Raw genomic sequence first — 26,435 nt, forward strand, 5'->3', positions numbered from 1 at the left:
TTAACGGCAGAAACCTATTTTTAAGGGAGGAATAAAAAATGGCAAAAGTAATTGGGATAGACCTTGGTACTACGAATTCGGTAGTGGCGGTAATGGAGGGCGGTGAACCTGTTGTTATTGCCAATACGGAAGGAAGCCGTTTGACGCCTTCGGTAGTTGGATTTTCCAAGACCGGGGAGCGTCTGGTCGGTCAGCTGGCGAAACGCCAGGCCGTTTCGAATCCGGATGGCACTATCAGCTCAATAAAGCGGTATATGGGGACTGATCATAAGGTACACATTAACGATAAAGAGTATAATCCCCAGCAAATTTCCGCAATGATTTTGCAAAAACTGAAAGCAGATGCCGAAGCCTATCTTGGCGGATCCGTCAGCCAGGCGGTTATTACGGTTCCGGCTTATTTTAGCGACAGTCAGCGTCAGGCAACGAAGGATGCAGGCACCATTGCCGGCCTGGAAGTTCTGCGGATTATCAATGAACCGACTGCGGCGGCCCTGGCTTACGGGCTGGATAAAGGCGAAGATCACACGATTCTGGTATTTGACCTTGGCGGCGGTACCTTTGATGTTTCCATTCTGGAATTAGGCGACGGAGTGTTTGAAGTAAAAGCAACCAACGGCAACAACCGCTTAGGCGGCGATGATTTTGACGAACGGGTTATGAACTGGCTGATTGCCGAATTTAAAAAAGAAAATGGCATTGATTTGTCCGGCGACCGCATGGCGGTACAACGGTTGCGGGAAGCGGCAGAGAAGGCTAAAATCGAGCTGTCCGGCGTTTTGACGACCAACATTAATTTACCCTTCATCACTGCCGATCAATCCGGCCCGAAGCATTTGGATATTAATCTCAGCCGGGCGAAATTCGATGAGTTGACGGCTGATCTGGTGGAAGCAACCATGGGACCGACCCGTCAGGCCATGAGTGATGCAGGATTGTCACCGAAGGATATTCAAAAAGTCATCCTGGTCGGTGGTTCGACCCGTATTCCGGCCGTACAGGAAGCAATCAAGAAATTTTTGGGGAAAGAGCCTCACCGGGGAGTCAATCCGGATGAATGCGTTGCCGTAGGCGCCGCTATTCAGGCCGGTGTTCTTGTGGGTGAAGTCAAAGATGTATTGCTGCTGGATGTGACTCCGCTGTCGTTGGGCATTGAAACACTTGGCGGCGTCTGCACCAAAATTATTGAGCGCAATACCACTATTCCGACTTCCAAGAGCCAAACATTTTCGACTGCCGCCGATAACCAGCCTTCTGTGGATATTCACGTTTTGCAGGGCGAGCGGGAAATGGCTTCTTATAATAAAACGTTGGGCCGATTTGAACTTTCCGGTATTCCGCCGGCACCCCGTGGTGTGCCTCGTATTGAAGTTACCTTTGATATCGATGCCAATGGTATTGTTCATGTGTCGGCCAAAGATTTGGGGACAGGAAAGGAACAGAAAATTACCATTACTGCTTCCGGCGCTATGAGCAAAGAGGATATTGACCGCATGGTGAAGGAAGCCGAAGCTCATGCCGCGGAAGATAAGCAGCATAAAGACGAAGTGGAGGTCCGCAATAATGCCGATTCCTTAGTGTACCAGGCTGAAAAAACCATTAAGGATGTAGGCGATAAAGCCGATAAAGCTTTGATCGAAAAAGTACAGCAGGCTGCTGATAAATTAAAGGAAACGCTGAAAGGCAGCGATATTGCTAAAATCAAAGCGGACACGGAAGAACTGACAAAAACTTTATATGAATTAACTTCCGCGGTTTACAAAACAACGGAGCAGCAAGGTGGTGCTCCCGGGGCTCAGCCTGGATTTGACGCCGGTGCCGGCAGTCAGCAGGAAAGTCAAAGTAACGGAAAAGGCGAAAAAGTCGTTGATGCCGAATATAAAGTAGTGGATGACGACAAAAAATAATTTGACGCAATAAAGTAACCGCCAATGCCGCAGGAAGTCTCCGGCTCTTGTAGAGAGCCGGAGAGCCTGCGTCTGTAGGTTATAGGGCGGGTTAGTGAAAATTATTAGTTTGGGATGGTGAAAAGTGAGTAAGCGCGACTATTATGAAGTGTTAGGCGTAGCCAAAACGGCGTCTGATGAGGAAGTAAAAAAAGCGTTTCGTAAGATGGCGCGGAAATACCATCCTGACGTCAACCGCGATGATCCAAAAGCAGCCGAGGAAAAATTTAAAGAAGTGAACGAGGCGTATGAAGTATTATCCAATGCGGAGCGCCGGGCACAGTATGACCAATTCGGCCATGCGGCTTTTGACGGCACCGGCGGCGGGCAGAGCGGCTTCGGCGGTTTTAGTTCCGCTGGCGGCGGGATTAATGATATTTTCGATATGTTTTTTGGCGGTCAGACGGGATTTGGCTTCGGCGGCGGACGTCAGGCAGGACCGGAAAAGGGCTCTGACCTGCGGTTTGATATGGAGATTTCTTTTAACGAAGCCGCTTTCGGGGTAGAAACAGAAATACAGCTTCCCCGAACGGAAGACTGCAGCGTTTGCCATGGATCGGGGGCTGCAGCGGGAACTCATCCGGAGACTTGCCCCCAGTGTAAGGGAACCGGCCAGGTTCAGGTCATGCAAAATACTCCCTTTGGCCGCATGGTGAACGTGAAGACATGTGATCGCTGTCAGGGCACCGGTCATATTGTTCGTACTCCCTGTAAGGAATGCCATGGTCAGGGCAAAGTCCGCGTCAAGCGGAAAATTAAAATTAAAATCCCGCCGGGCGTGGATAACGGCTCCCGGCTGCGGGTGGCCCATGAAGGGGAAGCCGGCATGCGGGGCGGTCCGCCGGGGGATTTGTATGTTTATATTTTTGTAAAACCGCATAAACTGTTTACCCGTGAAGGCAGCGATGTAATTTGTGAAGTCCCGATCAGTTTTGTCCAGGCTGCCCTTGGTGATGAAATTGAAGTGCCCACGTTAGACGGCAAAGTGAAATTGCGGATACCGGAAGGCACACAATCAGCCACTACTTTCCGGCTGCGGGACAAAGGCATTCCTCACTTGCGGGGTAATGGCCGGGGAGATCAGCATGTTCGGATCAAGGTTTTAACGCCGCAGAAATTAAATGAAAAGCAGCGGGAAATTTTGCAGGAATTTGCCAAGGCCACCGGGGATAATATTAGCCCGGAAGAGAAAACTTTTTTCAAAAAAGTGAAGGATGCCTTTGGTGTGTAACTAACTTCCCGGCAGCGGGGCGGCAACAAGAAAAGTAAGGGGCGATTGGTATGAAGTGGGCCGAGATTAGTATTCAGACGACGCATGAGGCTACCGAAGCAGTAGCAAATATTTTTCACGAATTGGGTTCCAGCGGGGTTGTGATCGAAGACCCCGAACTCATTAACGCATACCGCAGATCCGGAGCGTGGGATTATTGTGACATACCGGAGGAAACCGATACCGAAACCGTCATTGTCAAGGCCTACTTACCAGTTGACGAACATCTGAAGGAAAAGCTGCATGTTTTTGAAACGGCAGTGGATGAACTTGTTACGCATAATTTAGATAAGGGGAATGGTTCGATTCAGTGCCAGGAGATCAAAGAAGAAGACTGGGCTTCCTCCTGGAAAGAATATTTCCATCCGGTCAGAATTGGTGAAAAAATTGTAATCAAACCTTCCTGGGAGGAATATCAGCCCCTGACAAAGGATATCGTTATTGAGCTGGATCCGGGCATGGCTTTTGGGACAGGGACCCATCATACTACGGCAATGTGCAGCCGCTGCCTGGAGGAAGGAATGAAACCGGGCGATATTGTGTTTGATGTCGGTACAGGGTCAGGCATCTTGTCGATTGCTGCCGCTAAACTGGGCGCGGCTGGCGTACAGGCTGTTGATCTGGATTCGGTGGCCGTTCGCGTGGCAAGGGAGAATGTAGCTTTAAATCACGTGGAGCCAGTGGTTCGTGTGGTTCAGGGAGATTTGCTGACCGGGGTAACCGGTAAGGCGAACATTATTATCGCCAATATTATCGCCGACATTATTATTAAGCTGCTGCCGGATATTCCCGATCATTTGCAGGATGACGGCTTGTTTATTGCCAGCGGCATTATCAGCGAGCGTTTGAGCGATGTCACTGCGGCAATACTTGAGTGCGGTTTAGTGGTCGATAAAGTTGTGGAAGAGGACGGCTGGGTAGCCATAATGATTCGCAAAGGAGGCGCTTGAGCTTTGCGGCATTTCTTTATTGATATGCCCCTTCAAGCGGAAGTGGCGATTACCGGGGCGGATGTCCGACATATTCGAACGGTACTGCGGCTCCAGGCCGGTGATATTATTATCGTCACCGATCCGGACGGACAAACCGGTGCGGCAAAAATCACTCAGCTTTTAGCCGACAGGGTCACCTTGGCCTTGCAGGAGCTATTGCCGGAGGATAAAGAAGCGCCGATCAGGGTATTTTTGGCTCAGGGACTGCCGAAAAACGATAAGATGGATTATATCGTGCAAAAAACGGTTGAATTGGGAATTGCCGGGATTTATCCTTTGCTCGCCGATCATAGTGTGGTTCAGTATAGCGAGTCAAAAGGGCAGGCACGGGTAGAGCGTTGGCGGAAGATTGCGGCGGAAGCGGCGAAGCAGTGCGGACGCAGTATGGTTCCAGCTGTGAATCCGATTCAAAGACTGCCGGAAATTCTCAATCACCATGCTGCTGACAGCACGGTGATTATGCTATATGAGGGAGAGTGCCCTTTAGGCCTAAAAGAAGTTCTCGTTAGGCGGCCAGATGAAAAGTATGTCCTGCTGGTAGGACCGGAAGGCGGCTTCAGCCGGGCAGAGGTTATGTCTGCCCGGGAGCATGACGTGCAGATTGCATCAATGGGTCCGCGCATATTACGTACGGAAACTGCAGCGGTGGCAGCAGTCGCTGCGGTTATGTATGAACAGGGCGATTTGGGAGGCGGTTGAGATGCCACGGGTTGCCTTTGCTACGTTAGGGTGTAAAGTCAATCAGTTTGAATCCGATGTCATAGAAGGACTGTTTAAGGCCCGGGGCTATGAAACGACAGCCTTTGACCAACCGGCGGACATCTATGTGATCAATACCTGTTCGGTGACTCATTTGGGGGAACGTAAATCCCGGCAGTTTATCCGCCGGGCAGCCCGCTTGAATCCGGAGGCTGTCATTGTTGTTACCGGCTGCTACGCTCAGGTGTCACCGGAGCAGGTTCGTTCGATTAAAGGGGTAAACGTCATTGTAGGAACCCAGGATAGGCAGCGCATTGTGGAACTGGCGGAAGCGGCGGCCCGTTCCCGGCGCCCAGTCTATGCCGTTGCTGATATTATGACTGCGGCTGTTTTTGAAGATATTCCTTTGCTGGATGTTCCGGGACGTACGCGGGCTTTTTTAAAAATTCAGGAGGGATGCACGAATTACTGTTCCTATTGTATTATTCCCTACGCCAGAGGACCTTTGCGATCCCGTTCCCTGGCCAGTGTTGCCGGGGAAACTCAAAAACTGGTCGAAGCAGGCTTTCAGGAAATTGTACTTACCGGAATTCATTTAGGGGCTTATGGAAGAGATCTATCGGAAGAACTGACTTTAGAGGATGCGGTAAAAACAGTGCTGCAGACTCCCGGCTTAACTCGCCTGCGGCTGGGTTCTCTGGAATCCGTTGAGGTATCCGATGAACTCATTGCCATCATGCAGCAAAATTCAAAGCTTTGCCATCATCTGCACTTGCCGCTGCAGGCCGGGGAAGATTCCATTCTAAAACGGATGAATCGCCATTATACAACGGCTGATTACAGGAAACTGCTCCAGCGTATTTACAGCCGCGTACCGGATATTGGGATTTCTACGGATATCATTGTGGGCTTTCCCGGGGAGACGTCGGCGATGTTTGATCAAGCACTGGAGTTTGTTCGCAGTATGAATTTTTCCCGGATGCATGTTTTTCCCTATTCCCGCCGCAGTGGTACGCCAGCCGCCGAATATCCGGATCAGGTGCCGGAAGCGGAAAAGAAGCAACGGGTACACGCCATGCAGGAACTGGCGGACCGAAAAGCAAAAGAGTTTTTGGCGCGCTTTGTCGGCCGGGAACTGCCGGTGCTGTTTGAAGCCGAGAAAGACGGAAACATTGAAGGGCTGACCGGACATTACATCCGGGTGTACAGCCAGGGGGAAAATTCATTACTGGGGACCATGCGGCAAGTAAAGCTGGAGAAATTGTATCGTGACGGCGTGCAGGGAGTCTTAGTAAACTAATTTTATTTTATCACCATAGATTTGCAGCAGGATATCGGATAAGCAGGCAGAATATTTCAATTTATAACCGTATATTACTACACTCAAGGAGTAGAGGAGGTGCTGTATGCAAGAAGAATGTATTTTTTGTAAGATTGCGGCAAAAGAAATTCCCGTGCAGCCGGTATATGAGGATGACAGCATGATTGTATTCCCCGATATTAACCCTGCTGCGCCTGTTCATGTGCTGGTGATTCCCAAAAAGCATATTGCCAACCTTCTGGAAATTACACCTGAGGATACGTCACTTATTTCTCACATCATGACTACAATCCCCAAGGTCGCAACCCAGTTAGGCTTAGCTGAGAAAGGCTTTCGGTTAATAGTAAATACCAAAGATGACGGAGGACAAACTGTTCATCACCTCCACTGGCATTTGCTGGGCGGTCGGTTCATGGCGTGGCCGCCAGGCTGACATTGACAATCAATGGGTAATTCGGTTATAATATTTAGGTGTATGTGAGAGAATACACTTCCCGTAACGGTCTAAGTGGAGGGGAGGGAGACAGATGTCCGAAGTTAAGGTAGGCAAAAATGAAACAATTGATAGTGCACTCCGTAGATTTAAACGTACTTGCCAAAAGGCCGGTACTCTTGCAGAAGTAAGAAAGCGTGAGCATTATGAAAAGCCCAGTGTAAAGCGGAAGAAAAAATCCGAAGCGGCACGTAAACGTAAGTTTAATTAGTTTCGGAGGTATAGGTAAATGTCTTTAAAAGAACAATTGACAGCAGACATGAAGCAGGCCATGAAGGAGCGGGAAGCGGGGAAATTGCGACTTTCCGTCATTCGGATGGTACGTGCCAATATAAAGTATGCTGAGATCGACAAAAAGAAAGAACTGTCGGAAGATGAGGTTCTTGCTGTATTGGCAAAAGAAGTAAAATCCCGCCGGGACGCAATGGAAGAGTTCAAAAAGGGCAACCGCATGGATTTAGTGGAAACTCTGGAACAGGAAATTGCTGTTCTGGCCCATTATCTTCCCGCCCAATTAACCGAAGCCGAAGTTCGCGTTTTAGTATCCGAGGCGGTTTCTACCACGAAAGCCGCCGGTCCGAAGGAAATGGGTAAGGTAATGGCAGTGCTCATGCCAAAAGTCAAAGGACGTGCCGATGGCAAGCTGGTGAACACCATTGTGCGCGAAATGTTAAATCAATAAGCAATCCGGTACCTGATTGGAACAGACAGGTACCGGATTTATTTTTCAGCCGGCTGTTTGTTAACAGGAATGCCGGGAGCAGGCATAGAATATAATATAGCGTAATTTTTTCGGGTATTGGGAATATTATGGGACAGAACAAGCCGCATGGCAAAAGGTGTGAATTTTATGGGCTATCGAATTGCCGTACTACTTATAATCAGCTGCTTGTTATTAATTTCTCCCGGTTATTGTGCCGGTGGCTCACCGGAACCAGCGCCCGTTATTGTTGTGAATATTAAGGGGGAAATTGACAGCAGCCAGGCGGCGCTGATCTACCGGGCGGTGAAGGATGCGCAGAGCCGCAAGGCGCAGGCAATTGTGGTCGAAATTGATACTTTTGGCGGTTTGGTGGATTCGGCGGTTAAAATTCGCGATTTGATCAGCGAATCACCCGTGAAAACAATTTGCTATGTGAAGAACCGGGCTTGGTCGGCCGGGGCCTTGATTGCTATTTCTCACCAGCATATTGCCATGGCGCCGGGCGGCAGCATCGGTGCGGCTGAACCGATTCCTACGACTGAAAAGACAGTTGCCGCACTCAAAGCGGAATTTGCCGCTACGGCGAATAAAAACAGGCGGAATGCCAAAGTTGCCGAAGCCATGGTGGATAAATCCCTGGGGTATCCCGGCTATGCGGAACCGGGTCAGATTTTAGCCTTGACCGACTATCAGGCAGTGCAGCTGGGCTATGCCGATTTGATTGCCGCCAATCGGCAGGAGCTTCTTGCCCATTACGGACTGGAAGCAAGCAGTGTAATCGAATATTCTTCCGCCTGGCAGGATAAAATGGCTGGCTGGCTGTCAGATCCGACGATGAAAGCAGTGCTGCTGACGGTTATTTTTTTGGCGGTACTGGTAGAAATCAAAACCGCCGGTATGGGAGTTGCCGCGTTGATCGGTTTATTGGCCGCCTTTGTGTTTTACGCCGGCCAATGGCTGACCGGACTGGCCGGCTGGCTGGAACTGACGCTTTTTATCGGCGGTATCCTATTACTGGTCATTGAACTCCATACTCCCGGCGCGGGAATTTTTGGCGCTGCCGGCGCGGGATGCATTTTATTCAGCTTATACCAGACTTTGGGGGGAGATGCTGCTGCCCTTACTATTTTGGCTGTCAGTATGCTGGTGGCTGTCATTATTTTTCTATTTATTGTCAGTCGGCTGCCATCGAACCGACTATGGGCAAAAGTGGTTTTACAGGACGCGGAAAACAGTCAGTCCGGCTTTAGCAGCAGTCAGGATTACAGCCGCTTTTTGGAACGGGAAGGCGTTACTCAATCGCTGCTGCGTCCGGCCGGTATCGTCGTAATTGACGGGACTCAGCTTGATGTTGTATCGGAAGGTCAATATATTAAAGCAGGCGTAAAAGTAAAGGTGGTGAGCGTAAGCGGCAGCCGGATTGTAGTGCGGCCTGTGAAAGAGTAGTGAATATAAGGAGGCGGTTTGTTTGTCAGCATTACTGGGACCTGTATTGATGTTATTGCTGATTCTGGTTGGTATTAGTGTGTTTCTCCATTTTGTTCCCCTTGGGCTCTGGATTTCCGCCATTGCGGCCGGAGTTCGTGTGGGGATTCTTACCTTAGTTGGAATGCGGCTGCGGCGCGTGCCGCCGGCTCAGATTGTATTGCCGTTGATTAAAGCGAATAAAGCGGGATTGGATGTTAACGTGAATCAGCTGGAAGCGCACTATTTAGCCGGAGGCGACGTCGATAAGGTGATTGACGCCCTCATTGCGGCCCATAGAGCCGAAATACCATTGCCCTTTACCCGGTCGGCGGCTATTGATCTGGCAGGCCGTAATGTTTTGGAAGCCGTTCAAATGAGCGTAAATCCCAAAGTCATTGAAACTCCGGTAGTTTCCGCAGTTGCCCATAACGGAATTGAATTAAAAATCAAGGCCCGGGTAACGGTAAGGGCCAATATTGACCGTTTGGTAGGCGGTGCCGGTGAGGCTACGATCATTGCCCGGGTAGGCGAAGGCATTGTAACTACAGTCGGCAGTTCCAATGATCATAAAGATGTCTTAGCCAATCCTGACCATATTTCCCGTACTGTTTTATCCAAAGGACTGGATGCGGGAACCGCTTTTGAAATTTTGTCTATTGATATTGCCGACGTAGATGTGGGGCGCAATATCGGGGCTGAACTGCTAACCGATCAGGCTGAGGCGGACAAGCGGATTGCTCAGGCCAAAGCCGAGGAACGGCGGGCAATGGCAGTGGCCCAAGAGCAGGAGATGCGGGCCTATACCCAGGAAATGCAGGCTAAGGTAGTCGAAGCCCAGGCGGAAGTGCCGCATGCTCTGTCGGTAGCTTTAAAGGAAGGCCGTATGGGAGTCATGGATTATTATAATATGAATAATGTCCTGGCCGATACACAAATGCGGGAAACGATTGGCAAAGCCGGACCGGCAGCGGGAAATAAACCGGAAGAAACGAAAAAATAGGTGATGCTATGGAATTACTGATAATAGTAGTGCTGCTGGCAGTTTTGTATTTGGTTCCGGAATTGCTGCGGCGCAGAAAAAGTCCGGCGGAATACAAGTACCCGGATATTCCCGCCAAGACACCGCCTAAAGCGAAAGTTCATAAGAAGCAGCCGGCAGAATCTTTTTCCGCAGAACAGGACGCTTATCAGCAGGCGGTGGTACCGGCGGCGCATATCAGTCAGGATATTGCTGTGCCAATGGAGATCAGCAAGCCGACCCTGCTTCGGGAGCCATCCGCTTGGCAGGGAAAACTGGACCGGAATGCGGTGCTAAACGGTGTAATTTTTTCTGAGATTTTACAGCCGCCGCGAGCTTATCGTCCGGTTGTCATGGCAAGAACTTCGAAATACACGAACAGGGGAAAATAAACCCTGTTTTTTTTTTTTTGCCTTTGCACACAATAAAACAATAAATTGAAGGCGATGAAGGGGGGCAAACCGATGTCGCAATATAAAGGACGGTTGACCTACGCGAAAGGCACCTCTGTGGAATTTGTTGTTGCTCCTAATCAGGATGTTGATTTTGGCGATATTCTGGTAGTGGAAGGCCATAACGAAGATCGTTTTTATATTCGGGCCTATGATTTTAAAGTCAAATCCCGCTGGTCGGGCATCAATGGCGTCGGTTATTTAATGAGCAAGCTGGATGAAAATGGTCAAGTCGAAAACCAGGAAGAACTTGATTTCTATTTAGGCGGCAACCATACAGTAAAAATCGGTATGGCGGAGCAGCTTTGCTATGCCGATGGTCAAGGCAAGTTGTATAATCCGAAAACGTGTCCTGATTTTTTTTGTGAAGTGCGGGATTTGGACGCTGCTGACAGCGCGCTGTTAGCGGAGATGAAGGGGGATTTGGAAATCGGCTTTTTGAAAACCGGCCGCGGCGTGCTGGAATTGCCGGTAGGAATCTACGGATCCAAGGCCATTACCGAGCATATCGGCGTTTTTGGCACTACCGGCTCCGGTAAAAGCAACCTGGTTAAAGTCCTCGCCAGTTCGGTGATTGATAATGGCGACTATGGCTTGCTGATTTTTGATGTCCATAATGAATATTTCAAGGATTTGTCATCTCATCCCCGGGCAGCGGAAAAATTACACGTATACAATACGAATCCTCAGAATGAAAATGTCTGTAAACTGTCGGTGAATTTTGCTGAAGTCGATCCGGAAGACATAACTGCCTGTGCAACCTTTACCGAGCCGCAGCTGGACGCTATTTATAAAATGGCATCAGTCTGGCAGGAGAATTGGCTGAATTATGTCCTGCGATACGACACGGCGGATATTATTGATGAACTGGCCGGCTGTACCGGACAGAAATTTCATTCCCGCACAATCGGTAAAATTAAAAGTGTTTGCTGGAATTTGGAGCAGGAATTAAATCTGAAAGAGGAGCAGGAAGCGACTATCAGCAACATGATGCAAGAAGTAGAACAGGGGAAAGTTGTATTGATCGAACTGAAAAATATTTCACCAGTGGGGGAACAGGCATTATCCACGCTACTCTCGAAGAAATTATTGCAGCATTATGCGGCTAAGACAGATGAGGAGCGAAATCAGGTGAAACCGGTCTTACTTGTTTTGGAAGAAGCCCATCGGTTCCTTGGGAAAAAAGAGCACAGCAGTAATAATGTGTTTGCCCGGCTGGTAAGCGAGGCCCGTAAATTTAATCTGGGGATGTGTGTAGTGGATCAGCAGCCGCGGCTGCTGGCCGATAAAGTGTTGTCCCAGCTGAATACTCTGTTTATTCTCGGCCTGGCTTCCAAGGCCGACCGATCAAAACTGGAAGCGATGTGCCGCAAAGATATTCTGCAGCAGCGAAATGAAATTAAAAACTTAGAATGCGGGGAAATGATTGTGGCGACAAATTACATGCGATTTGCCGCTCCGGTAAAGGTTCATAAATTTGAAGACTTTTTGCAAAGAAGATATGGTGAGTTGAATCCCGTTATGTAACAATTGGCTATGAGCTATGAGCTATGAGCTATGAGCTATGAGCTATGAGCTATTGCCAGCAGTAAGCATTACCCAAGGCACCGTCACGCTGTTTGACGGCCGCCTATGTGCACTTACTCCGGGGCTTCTCTATAGGCAAACTTTGGCCGTGAGCCATCCATGAGCAAAGTACCAAGTCCTTTGTGCCATGTGCTACGCTCCCTCCAGCACCGCTGACGCGGTTTTTCTTTTGTACTAAACCCTTTCTTACCGCATACATTTATATATGGAGGGAGGGAGTGTCGTGGCGAGTCGAAAAAAAGGAAGTTTACAGACTTTGGCCGGATTATTGGAAATCCCCCGGGACATTGTATTTGATCTGCCAAGAATCACTATGCTGGGAAATCAGCAGCTATTAGTTGAAAATCACAAAGGGATTATTGAGTACACTCCGTCACTGGTGCGCATTAAGCTCAGTCAAGGTGAATTGAAAATTCTGGGCGCGGATTTTATGATTGGCAATTTGCAAACCGAACAAATCCTGATTGAAGGTGCAGTGAGGCATGTAGAATATGATGCATAATGTAGTGAATTATGCCTGGGGAACAGTTACGATATTGGTGCGGGGTGATTTTCCGGAACGATTTATCAATCTTTGTATTGCCGAGCATATATTATTATGGGAAATCAGCAAACAGGAAGAATTATTTTATGTAACAATGCGGCTGGCCGATTTTTTTCGCATCCGTCCCTTAGCGCGAAAAAGCCGGACTCATATTGAGGTAGTTGGATTTTCCGGGCTGCCGTTTATGATCAAACGTCTGAAACGACGAAAAATGCTGGTTATCGGCGGGATTATCTGGCTGCTGCTGCTCAATATCATTACTTCCTACATTTGGTTTGTTAACGTAACCGGCGTAAACCAACTTTCTTCCGACCGAATTATGGAATTGGCCTGTCAAAACGGCTTAAAGCCCGGAATTCTCAAGGAAAAGGTAAATGCCAAACAAATTGAAACTGAAATTCTGCTCAATGTGCCGGAGGTTGCCTGGGTGGGGGTGAGTTTTACCGGAACGCGGGCCGTTATTGAGATCGTTGAAAAAACCATGCCGCAGCAATCCGGCAAAGAACCGGCTGATATTATTGCCGCCAAAGATGGGATTCTTACCGAACTTATTGTTTTATCCGGCCAAGCTGCTAAAAAAATAGGAGATACGGTTAAAAAAGGGGATATTGTCATCAAAGGAATCGTTACGCCGCAAGCGGGAATGGACAGTATCCCCGGGCAGCCGCTCATGCTGCAAGCAATGCCTCAAATGACAAAAGCCCAAGGTATTGTAAAAGCCCGGGTTTGGTATGAAAGCTATGGCGAAGCCGCAGTGGAAAAAATTATTTACCGGCGTACCGGTGCGAGGGAAATTGCCGTTTCTTTAAAAATTGGTTCAACCGAACTGCCGTTGAAACAGGTTTCCCGCCAACCCTATAATCTGTTTGAAACCGAGGTTATCCATAAAAGCCTTCCGGGTTGGAGGAATAACTGGCTGCCTGTCGAATCAACTATAGATATCTATCATGAACTGGATGCCTCTAGTTTGGCGATATCGCCGGAACAAGCCCGGGATGAAGCCCGGGCTAGGGCACTCAATGTGGTACAAAGCCTGATTCCTGAAGCGGCACATATTCTATCAAGGAATAGTGAAGTGCTGCCATCATCAGAGCCAAACTTGATTCGTGTGAAAGTGAGTATAGAAACGATAGAAGATATTGGCTATAGTGTCCCGATAGCCCAATAATAGCGGCGAAATGCGAGGAGGATTATATTTTTGCAGTTGAATCAGAACGAGATGGAAAAACAGTGTGAAACTCGGATCCGTTTTAACGATAATCAGGAAGCAGTGGCAATTTTAGGACGTAACGATGAGCATTTACGAATGATTCGTGAACAGTTTTCCAGCCGGATTATCACCCGGGGCGATGAAGTCGTGATTATCGGTGAAGATGGGCATGAAGTAGAAAAATTGGCACGGCTATTTACTGAATTGCTGTTTTTATATCGGGAAGGAAATGCTGTCACAGACCATGAAGTGCGTTATAGTATCCGTTTGCTGCAAGAGGAACGGCTGGAGCATCTGCATCAGATGTTTGCCGACACTGTACTGGTTACGGCCAAGGGACGCCATATTAAGCCTAAAACTCTGGGACAGCGGGTTTATCTGGAAGCGATCCGGCACAATTATATTACCTTTGGAATAGGACCGGCAGGAACAGGGAAAACTTATCTTGCTGTTGCTATGGCAGTATTTTCCTTAAAAAATAAGGAAGTGGAACGGATCATCCTTACCCGGCCGGCAGTGGAGGCTGGTGAAAAGCTGGGCTTCCTGCCGGGCGATTTGCAGGACAAAGTAGATCCCTATCTTCGTCCCTTGTATGATGCCTTATATGATATTCTGGGCGGAGATACCTATCAAAAATATATGACGAAAAATATTATTGAGGTGGCGCCGCTTGCTTATATGAGGGGACGTACTTTAGATGACTCTTTTATTATTCTTGATGAAGCGCAGAACACTACAACCCAGCAGATGAAGATGTTTTTAACCAGACTTGGGTTTGGTTCAAAAATGGTTGTGACCGGCGATATCACTCAGATTGATTTACCTCATGGCAGCCTTTCCGGCTTGAAGCAGGCCCAGGCGATTTTTTCCGGTATTCCGGGAATTCAATGCATAACGTTGAGTGAACAGGATGTGATCCGGCATGAAATTGTCGGCCGGATTATCAAGGCCTATCAATTATATGAGCAGCAAAAATAATGTTGGGTGGAGTGAGTATGAATGATCCCGCTTTATAGCCGATTGCGAGAATTATTCGTGCAGCCGGATAGTGTGTATGCAAAACCGGTTGCACGCCGCATTGTGCTGGGGTTAGCATTTTTCTTTTTATTTATGGTGATTTTGTCGGCTGATTTTATTCCTGACCAAGTTTCTTATCAGGAAGGACAGGTAAGCGATCGGGATATTATTGCTCCCCGGACAGTTTCTTATGTGGACGCGGCCAGAACGAAAAAACTGGAAGAAGAAGTTCTTGCCAGTGTGGCTAGTGTTTATGATCTGGATATAGAGGTTTTAACCAAGGCAGAAGAAAGTGTAACGGCGATTTTTCATGGTTCCCGGCTGGCCGTTACAGACAGCAGCCTGACAAACTCTGAGCAAAGAATGGACAAAATACAACGGAGCCTGACAGTTGCATTACCAAGCACCGCCGTCGCCGGTCTGGCCGATTTGAACGAGGCAGGGTTAACCAGAGCCGAAGGGCAGACCCGCAGTATACTGCGCAAGTATTTCCAGCGCGGCATCCGGGATGACGATCTGGATATTACCAGGAAGCAAGTGGTCATTGAGACGGAAGAATTAAATCTGGATAAAAATGAGGAGGCTGCGGTGGCGGGAATCACCCAGTCTTTATTAAGCCCGAATTTTATTTTAAATGTACGGGAGACAGATAAACGGAAGCAGGCGGCTTTGGCCAGTATCGATCCGGTGAGAGAGACAATCAAACAGGGGCAGATTGTAGTTCGCCGGGGCGACGTGGTTAGCAATGAACAAATCCATGCTATGGAGGAACTGGGGCTGCATAGAGGACAGATCAACGAACTGCGGATTTTTGGCCTGACGGTTTTCGTGCTGACGGTTATGGGCATTGCCTTAGGTTATTTATACAAATTTGCCTATCCGGTGTATCAGAATGATTTGCACGTGGTTCTGATGGGGCTTATTATTCTGATGACGCTGTTGATGGCCAAGGTCGCGCATTATTATTCGGATTTTGCCGCCCCTATTGCCGCCGGGGCGCTGCTGAGCGCTATTTTAATTGATACACGGGTTGGCCTATTGGTCAGCGTAGTGCTGGCGCTGCTGTTTGGTATAGTAGTGGAACATGACTTGCGGCCGGTAATTGTCGCTTTGATTGGCAGCATGGCTGGTGTTTATAATGTTTCGCGCCTGAATCATGGTCACAGTTTAACCAAAACCGGTTTTTGGATTGCAGCCGTAAATTTTATTGTTATTGCTTCGGCGGGCTTTGTGGAACAAATCAGCAGCCCGCAGATTTTGACCCAGGGACTGATGGGCCTCATCAGCGGGGTCGGTTCGGCGGTCATTACTATCGGCTTACTGCCCTATTTGGAACATACCTTCAATATAACGACGCCAATTAAATTATTGGAGTTAGCGCAGCCCAACCATCCGTTGCTGCAGCGCTTGCTGCTGGACGCACCGGGGACGTATCACCATAGCGTTTTGGTGGGCAATCTGGCTGAAACGGCAGCCGGTTTAATTGGCGCCGATCCGATCACCGTTAGGGTGGGTGCGTATTACCATGATATCGGGAAAATCAAACGGCCGTATTTTTTTATTGAAAACCAGGTAGGAACGGACAACCCCCATGACAAGATAGCGCCGTCATTGAGTACGCTGATTGTTACTTCCCATATCAAGGATGGACTGGATTTGTGCCGTGATTATCATCTACCGTCGGTGATCATGGATATTGTACAGCAGCATCACGGCACGATGCTGGTTTCTTATTTTTATAAGCGGGCTACTGAAATTGAACACAGTGAATGTATTATTGAAGCCGATTTTCGTTATGAAGGCCCGCGGCCGCAGACGAAAGAAGCTGCTTTGATTTTGCTGGCCGATGCTTGCGAGGCGGCGGTCCGATCCATTGCCAAGCCGAATGTCAACCGGATCGAGGCTATGGTTCGCAAATTGATTCGGGAACGGCTCAATGACGGGCAATTTGACGAATGCAATCTGACATTGAAGGATTTGAATATTATCGGCGATGTTTATATCCGGGTTTTATCCGGTATGTTTCATACCCGGATCGAATATCCGGAAGCGTTAACTGAACTGGAAAGGAGAAAGCCGAAAAATGGAAATAGTAATAAGCAGCTCCCAGGAAAAGATGACGGTAACGCCACAAATGGAACAAATCGTGACGACAGTGTTAAATGAGGCGGCTGAGGCGTATGGCATTGAGGCGGATACTGAAGTGAGCGTTGTTTTAGTGGATGATGCTGCGATTCGTGAGTTAAATCGCACTTACCGGGGAAAAGACTGCGCTACCGATGTTTTGTCTTTTGCCCTCAATGAAGGGGACGAACCGGAGGTGATCGACGGGCCGGGTGAAACTTTATTAGGGGATATTGTTATTTCTCTGCCGACGGCGGCGCGGCAGGCGGCAGAATACAATCACAGTTTGGAACGGGAACTGGCTTTTTTAACGGTGCATGGCATGCTGCATTTATTGGGCTATGATCATCTGAAGGAGGCCGATCGTCAGGAAATGCGCGGTGAAGAAGAACATATTTTAGGGCTGTTAGGCATAACAAGGAAGTAGCATGAAAAGGGAAAAAAGTATGTTGCGATCCTTTTACCATGCGGCTGCCGGCATTCTTTATTGTTTTCAGACGGAGCGGAATATGAAAATTCATGGTGTGGCAGCGGCAGTCGTCGCCGGATTGGCCTGGCGGCTGGAATTGGAAGGCCGGGATATGTTGATTTTGCTGTTAACGGTGACAGCTGTCCTGGTGGCGGAAATGTTTAATACGGCCATTGAGCGAGTGGTGGATCTGGTTTCACCGGAGTTTCATCCTTTGGCGAAGATCGCCAAAGATGTGGCGGCAGGTGCGGTTTTGGTGACTGCTGCCGCCTCGCTGCTTGTTGGTTATGTTCTGCTGCTGCCCAGACTGTTAGGGTAAGGGAGGGAATGCCCGATGGAGGAGCTTGTGAATGCTGCCAGGCAGGCAAGGGGAAAAGCCTACGCCCCCTATTCCGGGTTTAAAGTGGGTGCTGCCGTGCTAACGGCAAGCGGCCGGATTTATAGTGGCTGCAATATTGAAAATGCATCTTATGGTTTGACGATTTGTGCGGAACGAACGGCTATTTTCAAAGCGGTTTCCGAGGGGGAGGACAAGCTGCTGGCCTTGGCAGTAGTAGGCGATACACCGGGGCCAACGTCGCCTTGCGGTGCCTGCCTCCAGGTAATGGCCGAATTTGGTATAGCAACGGTTATCATGAGCAATCTAAAAGGGAAGCCGCTGATTGTGAGTTTAACAGAACTGTTGCCGTATTCATTTGGCGAAAGCGACTTAGCAGGAGGTGTTGAAGGTTGAAAAAACCGGAAGAATATAAGTCCGGATTTGTAGCGGTTATCGGTCGGCCGAATGTGGGGAAGTCCACCTTAGTCAACAGTCTGATTGGACAGAAGGTGGTCATTATGTCCGATAAACCGCAGACGACTCGCAATAAGATATTGTGTGTGTTGTCGCTGGCAGATGCCCAAATTTTGTTTATCGATACGCCGGGAATTCATAAACCCAAGCACAAACTTGGCGAATATATGGTTCAGACAGCAGAAAAAACATTGCGCGAAGTGGATGTAATTTTATTTGTTGTTGATGCCACGGAGTCTTTGGGCAGCGGCGAACGCTATATTTTGGAACGGCTGGCGGAGGTGAAAACTCCGGTGCTGCTGGCGGTAAATAAAATAGACAAAATATCGAAGCAGCAGTTATTACCGATCATTCAAAAATATACGTCCCAGTATGATTTTGCGGCGGTGCTGCCGATATCCGCCTTGGAAAAGACCAATTTGCCTGACTTAGTTGGCGAAATAAAAAAATATTTGGAACCGGGTCCTCAGTATTATCCGGAGGATATGGTCACCGATCAACCGGAACGCATGGTAATTGCCGAAATGATCCGGGAAAAAGTTTTGCTGGCTACTCGCGACGAGATTCCCCATGCCGTTGCGGTCGATATTGAAGAAATTACTACCAGGCATAATGCTGATTTATATATCAGAGCGGTTATTTATGTGGAAAGAGAATCGCAAAAGGGAATTGTTATCGGCGCCGGCGGGCGGCTGCTGAAAGAGATAGGCCGGCTGGCGAGAATAGATGTTGAAAACTTGCTGGGCTCTAAAGTATTTTTGGATTTGTGGGTTAAAGTCAAGAAAGACTGGCGCAACCGGGAAGGAATACTGCGAAGCTTTGGCTTTGAATAACCGAATAGGGTAAAGATATCAGGATATCTGTTGTGGCTGTCGCTTGCCGACAGCTCTTTATATTTTTTCCGGGAGTTAATAGGCCGGGACTTGGTCTTATTTTATTGACCACGGTGCTTACAAATGGTATCATTTGTAAAGAGGGGTGAATTATGCGGTGGATATCTAACAAATTTTTAAATGGTCTGATTGTCATTGTTCCAATCGCGATTACGGCGTATGTAATTATACAGATTTTTTCCTTTGCGGAAATGATTCTGGGAAGGTATTTGCCGATTCACTTTCCCGGCGTCGGTTTATTGACAGTGTTTCTGCTTATTGTAATGGTAGGCTGGTTATCTTCCTATTGGCTGATGAAGCGGCTGCTGGATTTTGGCGAGCGGATACTGGAGTCGATACCGGTAGTTAAATTTATTTATAAAAGTGTGAAGCAGCTTTCAACAGCGGTATTTGAGTCCCAGCAATTATTAAAGCAGCCGGTTTTAGTACCCTATCCCCATCCGGGGGTGAAAGCATTGGGATTTCTGATGCCGGATTTATCATCGCCGCTGGCGGCCGAACTGACGGAAGAACATGTTTGTGTATTTATACCTATGAGCCTTAATATGACGGCAGGCGTTAATATTATTGTTCCGAAACGGGATATAATATTTTTAGACGTAACCAGTGAGAGTGCTTTGCAATATGTCATTACCGCCGGAGCGATTATGCCTCAGGAACACAATCATAATGCGCCGAAAATGAAATAAATGCGGCTAAATCTATCTTGGGGGATTGCCGTTTTGTACTAGCCTTCGAGGGAGAGATGCGTTATCGATTCGCCTATCTATATAGGTCTTAAGCTGTTAGGAGCATTTGTACTCGTTTTGATCAATGCTTTTTTTGTAATGGCGGAGTTTTCATTAGTTAAAATCCGCCGGACCCGGTTGGAAGAATTGGTTCAGCAGGGAAACCAGAGAGCGGCTTTGGCGTTGAAAGTCGTATCTTCTTTTGACACCTACCTTGGTGCAACTCAGCTGGGTGTTACCGTGGCTTCCCTTGTTCTGGGCTGGCTGGGGGAGCCGGCGATTTCCGCTCTTTTGGAGCCGGTTTTGCTGCAATATGTGCCCGGATCCGGATGGCTGATTACAACGATTAGTATTACTATTGGCTTTATTATTGTTACTTTTTTGCATATTGTACTGGGGGAACTGGTGCCGAAATCCGTGGCGATTCAGCGAGTGGAGAGTATTGCGCTGCGGACGGTGCTGCCGCTTTATATTTTTCATAAGATCGGCTATCCGATCATTGTTCTGTTTAATCATGCTTCCCATGCTATTTTAGGCCTGATTGGCTTAAAAGCTGCCAATGAAGGAGATCTGGCTCATTCGGAGGAAGAACTGCGGATGATAGTCAGCGCCAGTCAGCGCGGCGGCGTATTGGACCAAATGGAAAGCGAACTGCTGGATAATGTATTTGATTTTGCCGACCGGCTGGCACGGGAAGTGATGGTGCCTCGTCAGGATATGATCTGCCTGTTTACCGAGGATTCCTTTGAGGAAAATATGCGGGTGGTCAGAGAATCGCATCACACCCGGTTTCCCTTGTGCTTAGATGATAAAGATCATGTTATCGGCATGATCCATCTTCGCGACTTAATGGATTTTGGGTTAGACGATAAAGCCGCCGCAAAAGATTTAAAATCTGTCATGCGGGAAATTCTGGTTGTACCGGAAGGCATGTCGGTAGCGAAATTGCTGCAGGTCATGCGCCGTAAGCGCATTCATTTGGCTGTGGTGGCGGATGAATACGGCGGTACGGCCGGATTAGTTGCCCTGGAGGATGTTATCGAAGAAATTGTCGGTGATATCCAGGATGAGCATGATGAAATTATGGAGACGGAAATTCAGCGTCTGCCGGATCACAGCTATGAATTTGACGGCCGGGTATTGCTGGATGAGGTCTTTGAACTGCTGCATATCGAGCTGGAAGAACATGAGGAGGATACCATCGGCGGTTATATTTTCGGACTGCTGGGCCGCCGGCCGGAAGTAGGCGATCAAGTAGCCATTGGTGATTATACTTTTGACGTGCTGAAAGTGAATGGTTTTCGTGTTGTACGGGTGAAAGCAATACCCGTCCCGGGTACGGTTGCTGACGAAGAATAAAATACGACGTGGGAAGGATGATGTCGAGTGTTGCTGCGGGATCTTATGTGGGAAATCTTCCAGAGTACCGGGCATATCGGGGCCTATTTGGCGTATCGTTCCTTTAGTGAAGCAGATGGCAGCCAAGGGAAAACATTTTCGCAGACTCACGCGGATATCACTTGAGTATATTATGGCACAATATCAAACGGAAGCAGTCTTGTTAGCGGTGCGTAATTTCGGCGAAGCGGACAGGATGGTCACTTTACTTTCCCGTGAATTCGGCAAGATCACGGCGGTCGCTTATGGATCCAGACGGCCAAGAAGCCGCTTGGCAGCGGGAATGCAGCCGTTTATGCATGTCGACTTATCGCTGCAGGCTGGCAAAAATCTGGACTCTGTAAAGCAGTATGAAGCCAGGAATTCTTTTCGACAATTACGGGAAGATTTGACATGTATGGCGTATGCTACTTTTTTGGCGGAATTAGCGGCTGAACTTTGTCCGGAACGGCAGCCGGAGCCGCAGGTCTTTGATTTGCTGCTGCAGCTGTTTCAGTTCGTTTCCCGGCGCAATCCCCGGGTAGTGGCTCTTGCCGGAGCCTGGCAGCTATTGGCTCTCGCCGGTTATTTACCGGAGTACCGGCATTGTGTGGTATGCAGCCGGAAACTTCATTTTCCGGCATATTTTGATACAACGGCTGGGGGAGGAGTCTGTTTAGAGTGCGGTCATGCCGGCCTTTTGGCTTTTCATCAGTCCTCAGCTGAATTTATTGATATTCTATTAGGCTTAAACTGGAGTAATCCCGGCCATTTTTCAGTGAGCGGCGCGACGCTGATTCAGTCGGAAAAAATACTGGCGGACTATCTGCTTTGCCAGATGGACAAGCCGCTAAAATCCATGGACTTTATTCAACAGGTGACGGCCTTTTCACCGTCAGATAAACCGGAACGGAACGAATAAAGTGCTGTACTCAGGGGGAAATTAAAATGCATAAAGGGGGCGTCAGCTTATGGAAGAAATAACGTTAGCTAAGATTGATATTTTACGGGAACGCACCGGTTTATCCTACAGGGAGGCAAAAGAAGCTCTGGAACGTAATCAGGGAGATGTCATCGAAGCTTTAATTGAGCTGGAAAGCAATAAGCAGACAAGATGGACGGAAGAATTTTCAGTCCGGTCGAATGAAGTGATTGATAAAGTAAAAGAACTATTTCATAAAGGTAATGTAAATAAGATCCGCATTAAACACGAGGGAAGGGTGCTTTTGGAGATTCCGGTGTCCGTCGGGGCGATCGGTGCTATTGCGCTGCCGCAGCTGGCAGCTCTGGGCGTAGTCCTTGCCGTATTCAAAAGCTGCACCATTGAAGTCATACGGGATGACGATGCTACCGGCGCGGAGCCGTCCGAAGAGGAGAGAGGCAAGACGGATATTCTTTAAGTGTTTGACAACCACAATGATTTTTGGTATATTTAATGGTACATTAGATTGTTATGGCAATGCGGGAAATAGTAGCTGGCGGCAGCAGCGACCTGGGGATAGTGCAAGCCCGGGAAACAGGCCGGCGAAGGCTCTCCCAAGCTGCGGAAGGAAATCCGGTGCAGGTTGCAGAGAATGCGACGGGCCGGAGAGTAAACTTCGCTATATAATATAAGGTGGGTCGATTTTGGCCAATCAGGGTGGAACCGCGGGAATAAGTCTCTCGTCCCTGTAACATTATGTTACCGGGAAGAGAGGCTTTTTATTTTTTATAAATGAACTCAAGGAGGCGAAACGTGTATGACTTTTCAGGAAATTATCCTTTCTTTACAAAATTTTTGGGCGGCACAGCATTGTATTCTTCAACAGCCCTATGATGTGGAAAAAGGGGCAGGAACGATGAACCCGGCTACTTTTTTACGGGCTTTAGGTCCGGAGCCGTGGAATGTGGCCTATGTCGAACCATCCCGCCGTCCTGCGGACGGACGCTATGGCGATAATCCCAACCGGTTGTTTCAGCACCACCAGTTTCAGGTAATTATGAAGCCGTCGCCGGCTAATATTCAGGAGCTTTATCTCGCCAGCTTAGCCCAGTTGGGGATTGAGCCGGATAAACATGATATCCGGTTTGTGGAAGACAACTGGGAATCGCCCACATTAGGCGCCTGGGGGCTGGGCTGGGAAGTTTGGCTGGACGGAATGGAGATTACGCAATTTACTTATTTTCAGCAGGTAGGAAGTATCGATGTAAAACCAGTGGCAGTAGAAATTACCTATGGCCTGGAACGTTTGGCTATGTATATTCAAGGAAAAGAAAATGTGTTTGATCTTGAATGGGTTGCCAACATTACTTATGGCGATATTTTTCACCGCAACGAGGTGGAACAATCTTTTTACAATTTTGAGATTGCGGACACAGCTATGTTGTTTCAATTATTTGATATGTATGAACGGGAAGCGATACGCGTTATTGAGCTGGGCTACGTTCTGCCGGCCTATGATTATGTATTGAAGTGTTCCCATACCTTTAACTTGCTGGATGCCCGGGGGGCAATCAGCGTCAGTGAGCGGACCGCTTTTATCGGCAGAGTCAGGAATATGGCCCGGCTATGCGCCCAGGGGTATCTGGAACAGCGGGAAAAATTAGGCTATCCGCTGCTTAAAGGAGGTAACTAACATGCCGCAAGATCTGTTATTGGAAATCGGTACGGAAGAAATCCCGGCAAGATTTATGCCGGGAATATTGGTGCAATTGCGCTCTCTGGCAGCGGAGAAGCTGGAGGAAGGGCGGATTCAATATGAGGCGGTTCAGACTGTGGGGACGCCTCGCCGCATGACTTTGATTGTCCGGGAAGTTGCCGGGCAGCAAGCCGATAAAAAAAGTGAAAATAAAGGACCTTCCGTCAAAATCGCTTTTGATGATAAAGGCGCTCCGACCAAAGCGGCTCATGGGTTTGCCAGGGGGCAGGGGCTGGACGTCAGTCATTTAGTCGAAAAAGACGGATACGTTTATGCTATGGTTCACGAAGCCGGACGGGCAGTGGCAGAATTGCTGCCGGATCTGCTTCAGGATATCATTCATAGTTTAAGTTTTCCGAAAAATATGCGCTGGGGAAGTTTGGATATGCGGTTTGTCCGGCCGATCCGCTGGCTGTTGTGTCTGTATGGCCGCGATATTGTGCCGTTTACCGTTGCCGGGGTGCATACGGGGAATACGACCCGTGGTCATCGCTTTCTCAGTAAGGGTGAGATTGTGGTGCAATCTGCCGATGATTATTTTACCAAGCTGGCGGAAGGCCATGTGATGGTTGATCCGGAGATTCGCCGCAGGGTTATTCGGGAACAGGTGGAAAAGATAGCGATCGGGCAAGGCGGAACGGCGGCGATTGACGAGGATTTATTGGAGGAAATTGTTTATTTAGTGGAATATCCGACTGCTTTATGCGGCCGGTTTGAAGAGAAGTACCTAAAGCTGCCGCCGGAAGCCGTGATAACGCCGATGCGGGAACATCAGCGCTATTTTCCGGTTGTGTCGAAGGCAGGAAAACTGCTGCCTTATTTTATTACTGTACGCAACGGCGGCGCCGACTATATCGACATTGTGCGGCATGGTAATGAACGGGTGCTGCGGGCCCGGCTGGCCGACGCCCAGTTTTTCTTTGAAGAGGATCAGAAAGTTCCCTTAGCTCAGCGGGTGGAGAAATTGAAAACAATCGTGTTTCAGGAAGGATTGGGTACGTTATACGATAAAACCAGCCGCATAGAGAAACTGGCGGACAGAATTGCTGAAATCACCGGTGCCGACAGCAGCTTGCGCGGTATAGTCGCCCGTGGGGCTAAATTGTCCAAGACTGATTTGGTGACGGGAATGGTTTGTGAATTTACGGAACTGCAAGGAGTTATGGGACGGGAATATGCCCTTTTGAACGGGGAAGAGAGTGCAGTCGCCCAAGCCATTTTCGAACATTATTTACCTCGGTTTGCCGGCGACGTGCTGCCGGCGTCGCCGGCAGGCAGGGCGATCAGCATTGCCGATAAAATTGATAATATTGTGGCTACTTTCAGCCGCGGCTTAATTCCCAGCGGCTCTCAGGACCCCTATGCTTTGCGTCGTCAGGCCCTGGGAATTGTAAATATTTTAATTGACGCAAACTATCATATTTCATTAAGTGAAGTAATAAAATATGCTATGGAGCTGCTTGACATCCGTGAGGCAAAACAGCAGGCCGGATTACTTGAAGAAATTCAGGGATTTTTCCGCCTGCGGCTCAAAAATGTTTTAGCGGACGAAGCCGTGCGCTATGATATGGTTGATGCGGTGATGGCGGTTGGCACCGACGATCTGTATGACAGCTGGCTGCGGGCGAAAGCAATGAAGGCCGAGGGCAGTACGCCTGTCATGGAAAAAACGGTGCAGGCTTTTAACCGGGCGGGGAATCTGGCGAAAAATGCTGCTGCTGACAGCACCGTCGACAGCTCATTATTTACTGACGAGGCGGAACACGTTTTGTATAATGCACTTACCGCCGCCCGTCAATCCATTGACGACAAGACAAGAGAAAAGGATTATGCCGGCGTTTTTCCTGTCTTAGCCGGGTTAAACGCTCCGATTAATGCTTTTTTTGCAGCGGTGATGGTTATGGATAAGGACGAAGCGATTCGCCGCAATCGGCTGGCGCTGTTAAAAGCAATTGTCGGCCTGACAGGGAAACTGGCGGATTTAAGCAAAATAGTTTAGTAAATATGCAATAAAAAACCTGTACGTTACGTACAGGTTTTTTATATTCTTTTCAATCCGTTAAAGGAATTAAAAAATTTTTAGCGTATCCTTTAGTTAAACGTATTTGCTGCAACATTGTAACTTGCGCTGTCTGCCGTCCAAGTCGTATTGCCCTGTGCGACACAAACATTGCCGTTAAAGTCGGCTATTTTCGTGTCCCAGTTGAAATTCACCTTGTCGGCAGTGATTTTTATTCCGTCGCGGGAAAAGGAAACGCCGCCGTTGATTTGAGCCAAATGATTAGGAAAGTAGACGTAAACACTGTCGCCGGAAAAGTATATGTCATCCTGAGTGAAGGTAATTCCGCCTGAGCCCCAGATTTCAACCATGTTGGTTTTGGCCTCGCCGGCGGTAACGGTTCGTCCTTTGTGTTCAATATGCACATTGCCGCTTAAAACCTGAAGGCCGGTATTGACATCGAAATACTGCCTATCGGCCGTAATGGAAGGCATAGCGGCAAAGGTGATGTTTGTTAGCAGGAATACGATCAGCAGGCAAAGTAAAGGTATTTTTCGTTTCATAAGAAAAGGATCCTTTCTTTTTTTATTTCTATTATAGCAGGTTTTACCGCGGTTTGAGTAGGGAAAAAATGGAGTTCCTTGTATAGTCACAA

29 protein-coding genes are annotated in these 26,435 nt (G+C 48.3%); 28 read left to right on the forward strand and 1 reads right to left on the reverse strand.

Going from position 1 to position 26,435, the window contains the following annotated elements; translation table 11 throughout:
• The first annotated feature begins 38 nt into the window (after positions 1–38).
• The 28 genes from dnaK (at position 39) to glyS (ending at position 25,780) form a co-directional block, all read left to right on the forward strand.
• Complete coding sequence (dnaK, locus tag ABFC84_11235) at positions 39–1,907, forward strand: molecular chaperone DnaK (GenBank protein ID MEN6413312.1); 1,869 nt, start codon at positions 39–41, stop codon at positions 1,905–1,907.
• Between the two features lie 124 nt (positions 1,908–2,031).
• Positions 2,032–3,177 (forward strand): molecular chaperone DnaJ, encoded by a 1,146-nt coding sequence (gene dnaJ, locus ABFC84_11240; GenBank protein MEN6413313.1) that lies wholly within the window; start codon positions 2,032–2,034, stop codon positions 3,175–3,177.
• Positions 3,178–3,227: 50 nt separating this feature from the next.
• A complete protein-coding gene (prmA, locus tag ABFC84_11245) occupies positions 3,228–4,166 on the forward strand; it encodes a 50S ribosomal protein L11 methyltransferase (protein MEN6413314.1) in 939 nt (312 codons plus the stop codon).
• 3 nt (positions 4,167–4,169) lie between these two features.
• Complete coding sequence (locus ABFC84_11250; GenBank protein ID MEN6413315.1) at positions 4,170–4,907, forward strand: 16S rRNA (uracil(1498)-N(3))-methyltransferase; 738 nt, start codon at positions 4,170–4,172, stop codon at positions 4,905–4,907.
• Between the two features lies 1 nt (position 4,908).
• The gene (mtaB, locus tag ABFC84_11255; GenBank protein MEN6413316.1) at positions 4,909–6,207 is read left to right on the forward strand and encodes a tRNA (N(6)-L-threonylcarbamoyladenosine(37)-C(2))-methylthiotransferase MtaB; all 1,299 of its coding nucleotides are present in this window, start codon (positions 4,909–4,911) and stop codon (positions 6,205–6,207) included.
• 106 nt (positions 6,208–6,313) lie between these two features.
• Complete coding sequence (locus tag ABFC84_11260) at positions 6,314–6,661, forward strand: histidine triad nucleotide-binding protein (protein ID MEN6413317.1); 348 nt, start codon at positions 6,314–6,316, stop codon at positions 6,659–6,661.
• A gap of 94 nt (positions 6,662–6,755) precedes the next feature.
• Entirely contained in the window at positions 6,756–6,932 is a 177-nt protein-coding gene (rpsU, locus tag ABFC84_11265; GenBank protein MEN6413318.1) for a 30S ribosomal protein S21, read from the forward strand.
• Between the two features lie 18 nt (positions 6,933–6,950).
• Positions 6,951–7,403: a GatB/YqeY domain-containing protein gene (locus tag ABFC84_11270; protein ID MEN6413319.1), complete on the forward strand. Its 453-nt coding sequence runs from the start codon at positions 6,951–6,953 to the stop codon at positions 7,401–7,403.
• A gap of 117 nt (positions 7,404–7,520) precedes the next feature.
• Positions 7,521–8,870: an NfeD family protein gene (locus ABFC84_11275; GenBank protein ID MEN6413320.1), complete on the forward strand. Its 1,350-nt coding sequence runs from the start codon at positions 7,521–7,523 to the stop codon at positions 8,868–8,870.
• A 22-nt stretch (positions 8,871–8,892) separates the two neighbouring features.
• Positions 8,893–9,891 carry a flotillin-like protein FloA gene (gene floA, locus ABFC84_11280; protein MEN6413321.1) on the forward strand — a complete coding sequence of 333 codons (999 nt, stop codon included), beginning with the start codon at positions 8,893–8,895 and terminating at the stop codon, positions 9,889–9,891.
• A gap of 8 nt (positions 9,892–9,899) precedes the next feature.
• Positions 9,900–10,301, forward strand: coding sequence for a hypothetical protein (locus ABFC84_11285; protein MEN6413322.1), 402 nt, complete (start codon positions 9,900–9,902; stop codon positions 10,299–10,301).
• Between the two features lie 72 nt (positions 10,302–10,373).
• Positions 10,374–11,888, forward strand: coding sequence for a DUF87 domain-containing protein (locus ABFC84_11290; protein MEN6413323.1), 1,515 nt, complete (start codon positions 10,374–10,376; stop codon positions 11,886–11,888).
• Positions 11,889–12,171: 283 nt separating this feature from the next.
• Positions 12,172–12,450: a sporulation protein YqfC gene (yqfC, locus tag ABFC84_11295; GenBank protein MEN6413324.1), complete on the forward strand. Its 279-nt coding sequence runs from the start codon at positions 12,172–12,174 to the stop codon at positions 12,448–12,450.
• On the forward strand, positions 12,440–13,660 hold the full coding sequence (gene yqfD / locus ABFC84_11300) for a sporulation protein YqfD (GenBank protein ID MEN6413325.1): 1,221 nt from the start codon (positions 12,440–12,442) through the stop codon (positions 13,658–13,660). Before yqfC ends, yqfD begins: the two co-directional genes overlap by 11 nt.
• Positions 13,661–13,711: 51 nt before the next feature.
• Positions 13,712–14,680 (forward strand): PhoH family protein, encoded by a 969-nt coding sequence (locus tag ABFC84_11305; protein MEN6413326.1) that lies wholly within the window; start codon positions 13,712–13,714, stop codon positions 14,678–14,680.
• A gap of 21 nt (positions 14,681–14,701) precedes the next feature.
• Positions 14,702–16,885, forward strand: coding sequence for an HDIG domain-containing metalloprotein (locus ABFC84_11310; protein ID MEN6413327.1), 2,184 nt, complete (start codon positions 14,702–14,704; stop codon positions 16,883–16,885).
• Positions 16,854–17,270 carry an rRNA maturation RNase YbeY gene (gene ybeY, locus ABFC84_11315; GenBank protein ID MEN6413328.1) on the forward strand — a complete coding sequence of 139 codons (417 nt, stop codon included), beginning with the start codon at positions 16,854–16,856 and terminating at the stop codon, positions 17,268–17,270. The genes ABFC84_11310 and ybeY overlap by 32 nt, the downstream gene beginning before the upstream one ends.
• Positions 17,271–17,289: 19 nt before the next feature.
• A complete protein-coding gene (locus ABFC84_11320; GenBank protein MEN6413329.1) occupies positions 17,290–17,631 on the forward strand; it encodes a diacylglycerol kinase family protein in 342 nt (113 codons plus the stop codon).
• A gap of 15 nt (positions 17,632–17,646) precedes the next feature.
• Positions 17,647–18,045, forward strand: coding sequence for a cytidine deaminase (locus tag ABFC84_11325; GenBank protein MEN6413330.1), 399 nt, complete (start codon positions 17,647–17,649; stop codon positions 18,043–18,045).
• Complete coding sequence (gene era, locus ABFC84_11330; protein MEN6413331.1) at positions 18,042–18,938, forward strand: GTPase Era; 897 nt, start codon at positions 18,042–18,044, stop codon at positions 18,936–18,938. The genes ABFC84_11325 and era overlap by 4 nt, the downstream gene beginning before the upstream one ends.
• A 152-nt stretch (positions 18,939–19,090) precedes the next feature.
• A complete protein-coding gene (locus tag ABFC84_11335) occupies positions 19,091–19,687 on the forward strand; it encodes a DUF502 domain-containing protein (GenBank protein MEN6413332.1) in 597 nt (198 codons plus the stop codon).
• A 93-nt stretch (positions 19,688–19,780) separates the two neighbouring features.
• The gene (locus tag ABFC84_11340) at positions 19,781–21,085 is read left to right on the forward strand and encodes a hemolysin family protein (protein ID MEN6413333.1); all 1,305 of its coding nucleotides are present in this window, start codon (positions 19,781–19,783) and stop codon (positions 21,083–21,085) included.
• 27 nt (positions 21,086–21,112) lie between these two features.
• Entirely contained in the window at positions 21,113–21,250 is a 138-nt protein-coding gene (locus tag ABFC84_11345) for a hypothetical protein (protein ID MEN6413334.1), read from the forward strand.
• Between the two features lie 7 nt (positions 21,251–21,257).
• Positions 21,258–22,025, forward strand: a complete 768-nt coding sequence (gene recO, locus ABFC84_11350; GenBank protein MEN6413335.1) for a DNA repair protein RecO — start codon at positions 21,258–21,260, stop codon at positions 22,023–22,025.
• A 49-nt stretch (positions 22,026–22,074) separates the two neighbouring features.
• Positions 22,075–22,503, forward strand: coding sequence for a DUF4342 domain-containing protein (locus ABFC84_11355; protein ID MEN6413336.1), 429 nt, complete (start codon positions 22,075–22,077; stop codon positions 22,501–22,503).
• A gap of 59 nt (positions 22,504–22,562) precedes the next feature.
• The gene (locus ABFC84_11360) at positions 22,563–22,712 is read left to right on the forward strand and encodes a hypothetical protein (GenBank protein ID MEN6413337.1); all 150 of its coding nucleotides are present in this window, start codon (positions 22,563–22,565) and stop codon (positions 22,710–22,712) included.
• Positions 22,713–22,842: 130 nt separating this feature from the next.
• Positions 22,843–23,718: a glycine--tRNA ligase subunit alpha gene (gene glyQ, locus ABFC84_11365; GenBank protein MEN6413338.1), complete on the forward strand. Its 876-nt coding sequence runs from the start codon at positions 22,843–22,845 to the stop codon at positions 23,716–23,718.
• A gap of 1 nt (position 23,719) precedes the next feature.
• The gene (glyS, locus tag ABFC84_11370; GenBank protein MEN6413339.1) at positions 23,720–25,780 is read left to right on the forward strand and encodes a glycine--tRNA ligase subunit beta; all 2,061 of its coding nucleotides are present in this window, start codon (positions 23,720–23,722) and stop codon (positions 25,778–25,780) included.
• Positions 25,781–25,872: 92 nt separating this feature from the next.
• Here the strand turns inward: glyS and ABFC84_11375 are convergent, their stop codons facing one another.
• The gene (locus ABFC84_11375; GenBank protein ID MEN6413340.1) at positions 25,873–26,343 is read right to left on the reverse strand and encodes an LptA/OstA family protein; all 471 of its coding nucleotides are present in this window, start codon (positions 26,341–26,343) and stop codon (positions 25,873–25,875) included.
• Positions 26,344–26,435 lie beyond the last annotated feature (92 nt).

The organism is Veillonellales bacterium, from assembly GCA_039680175.1.
Lineage (GTDB): Bacteria > Bacillota > Negativicutes > JAAYSF01 > JAAYSF01 > JBDKTO01.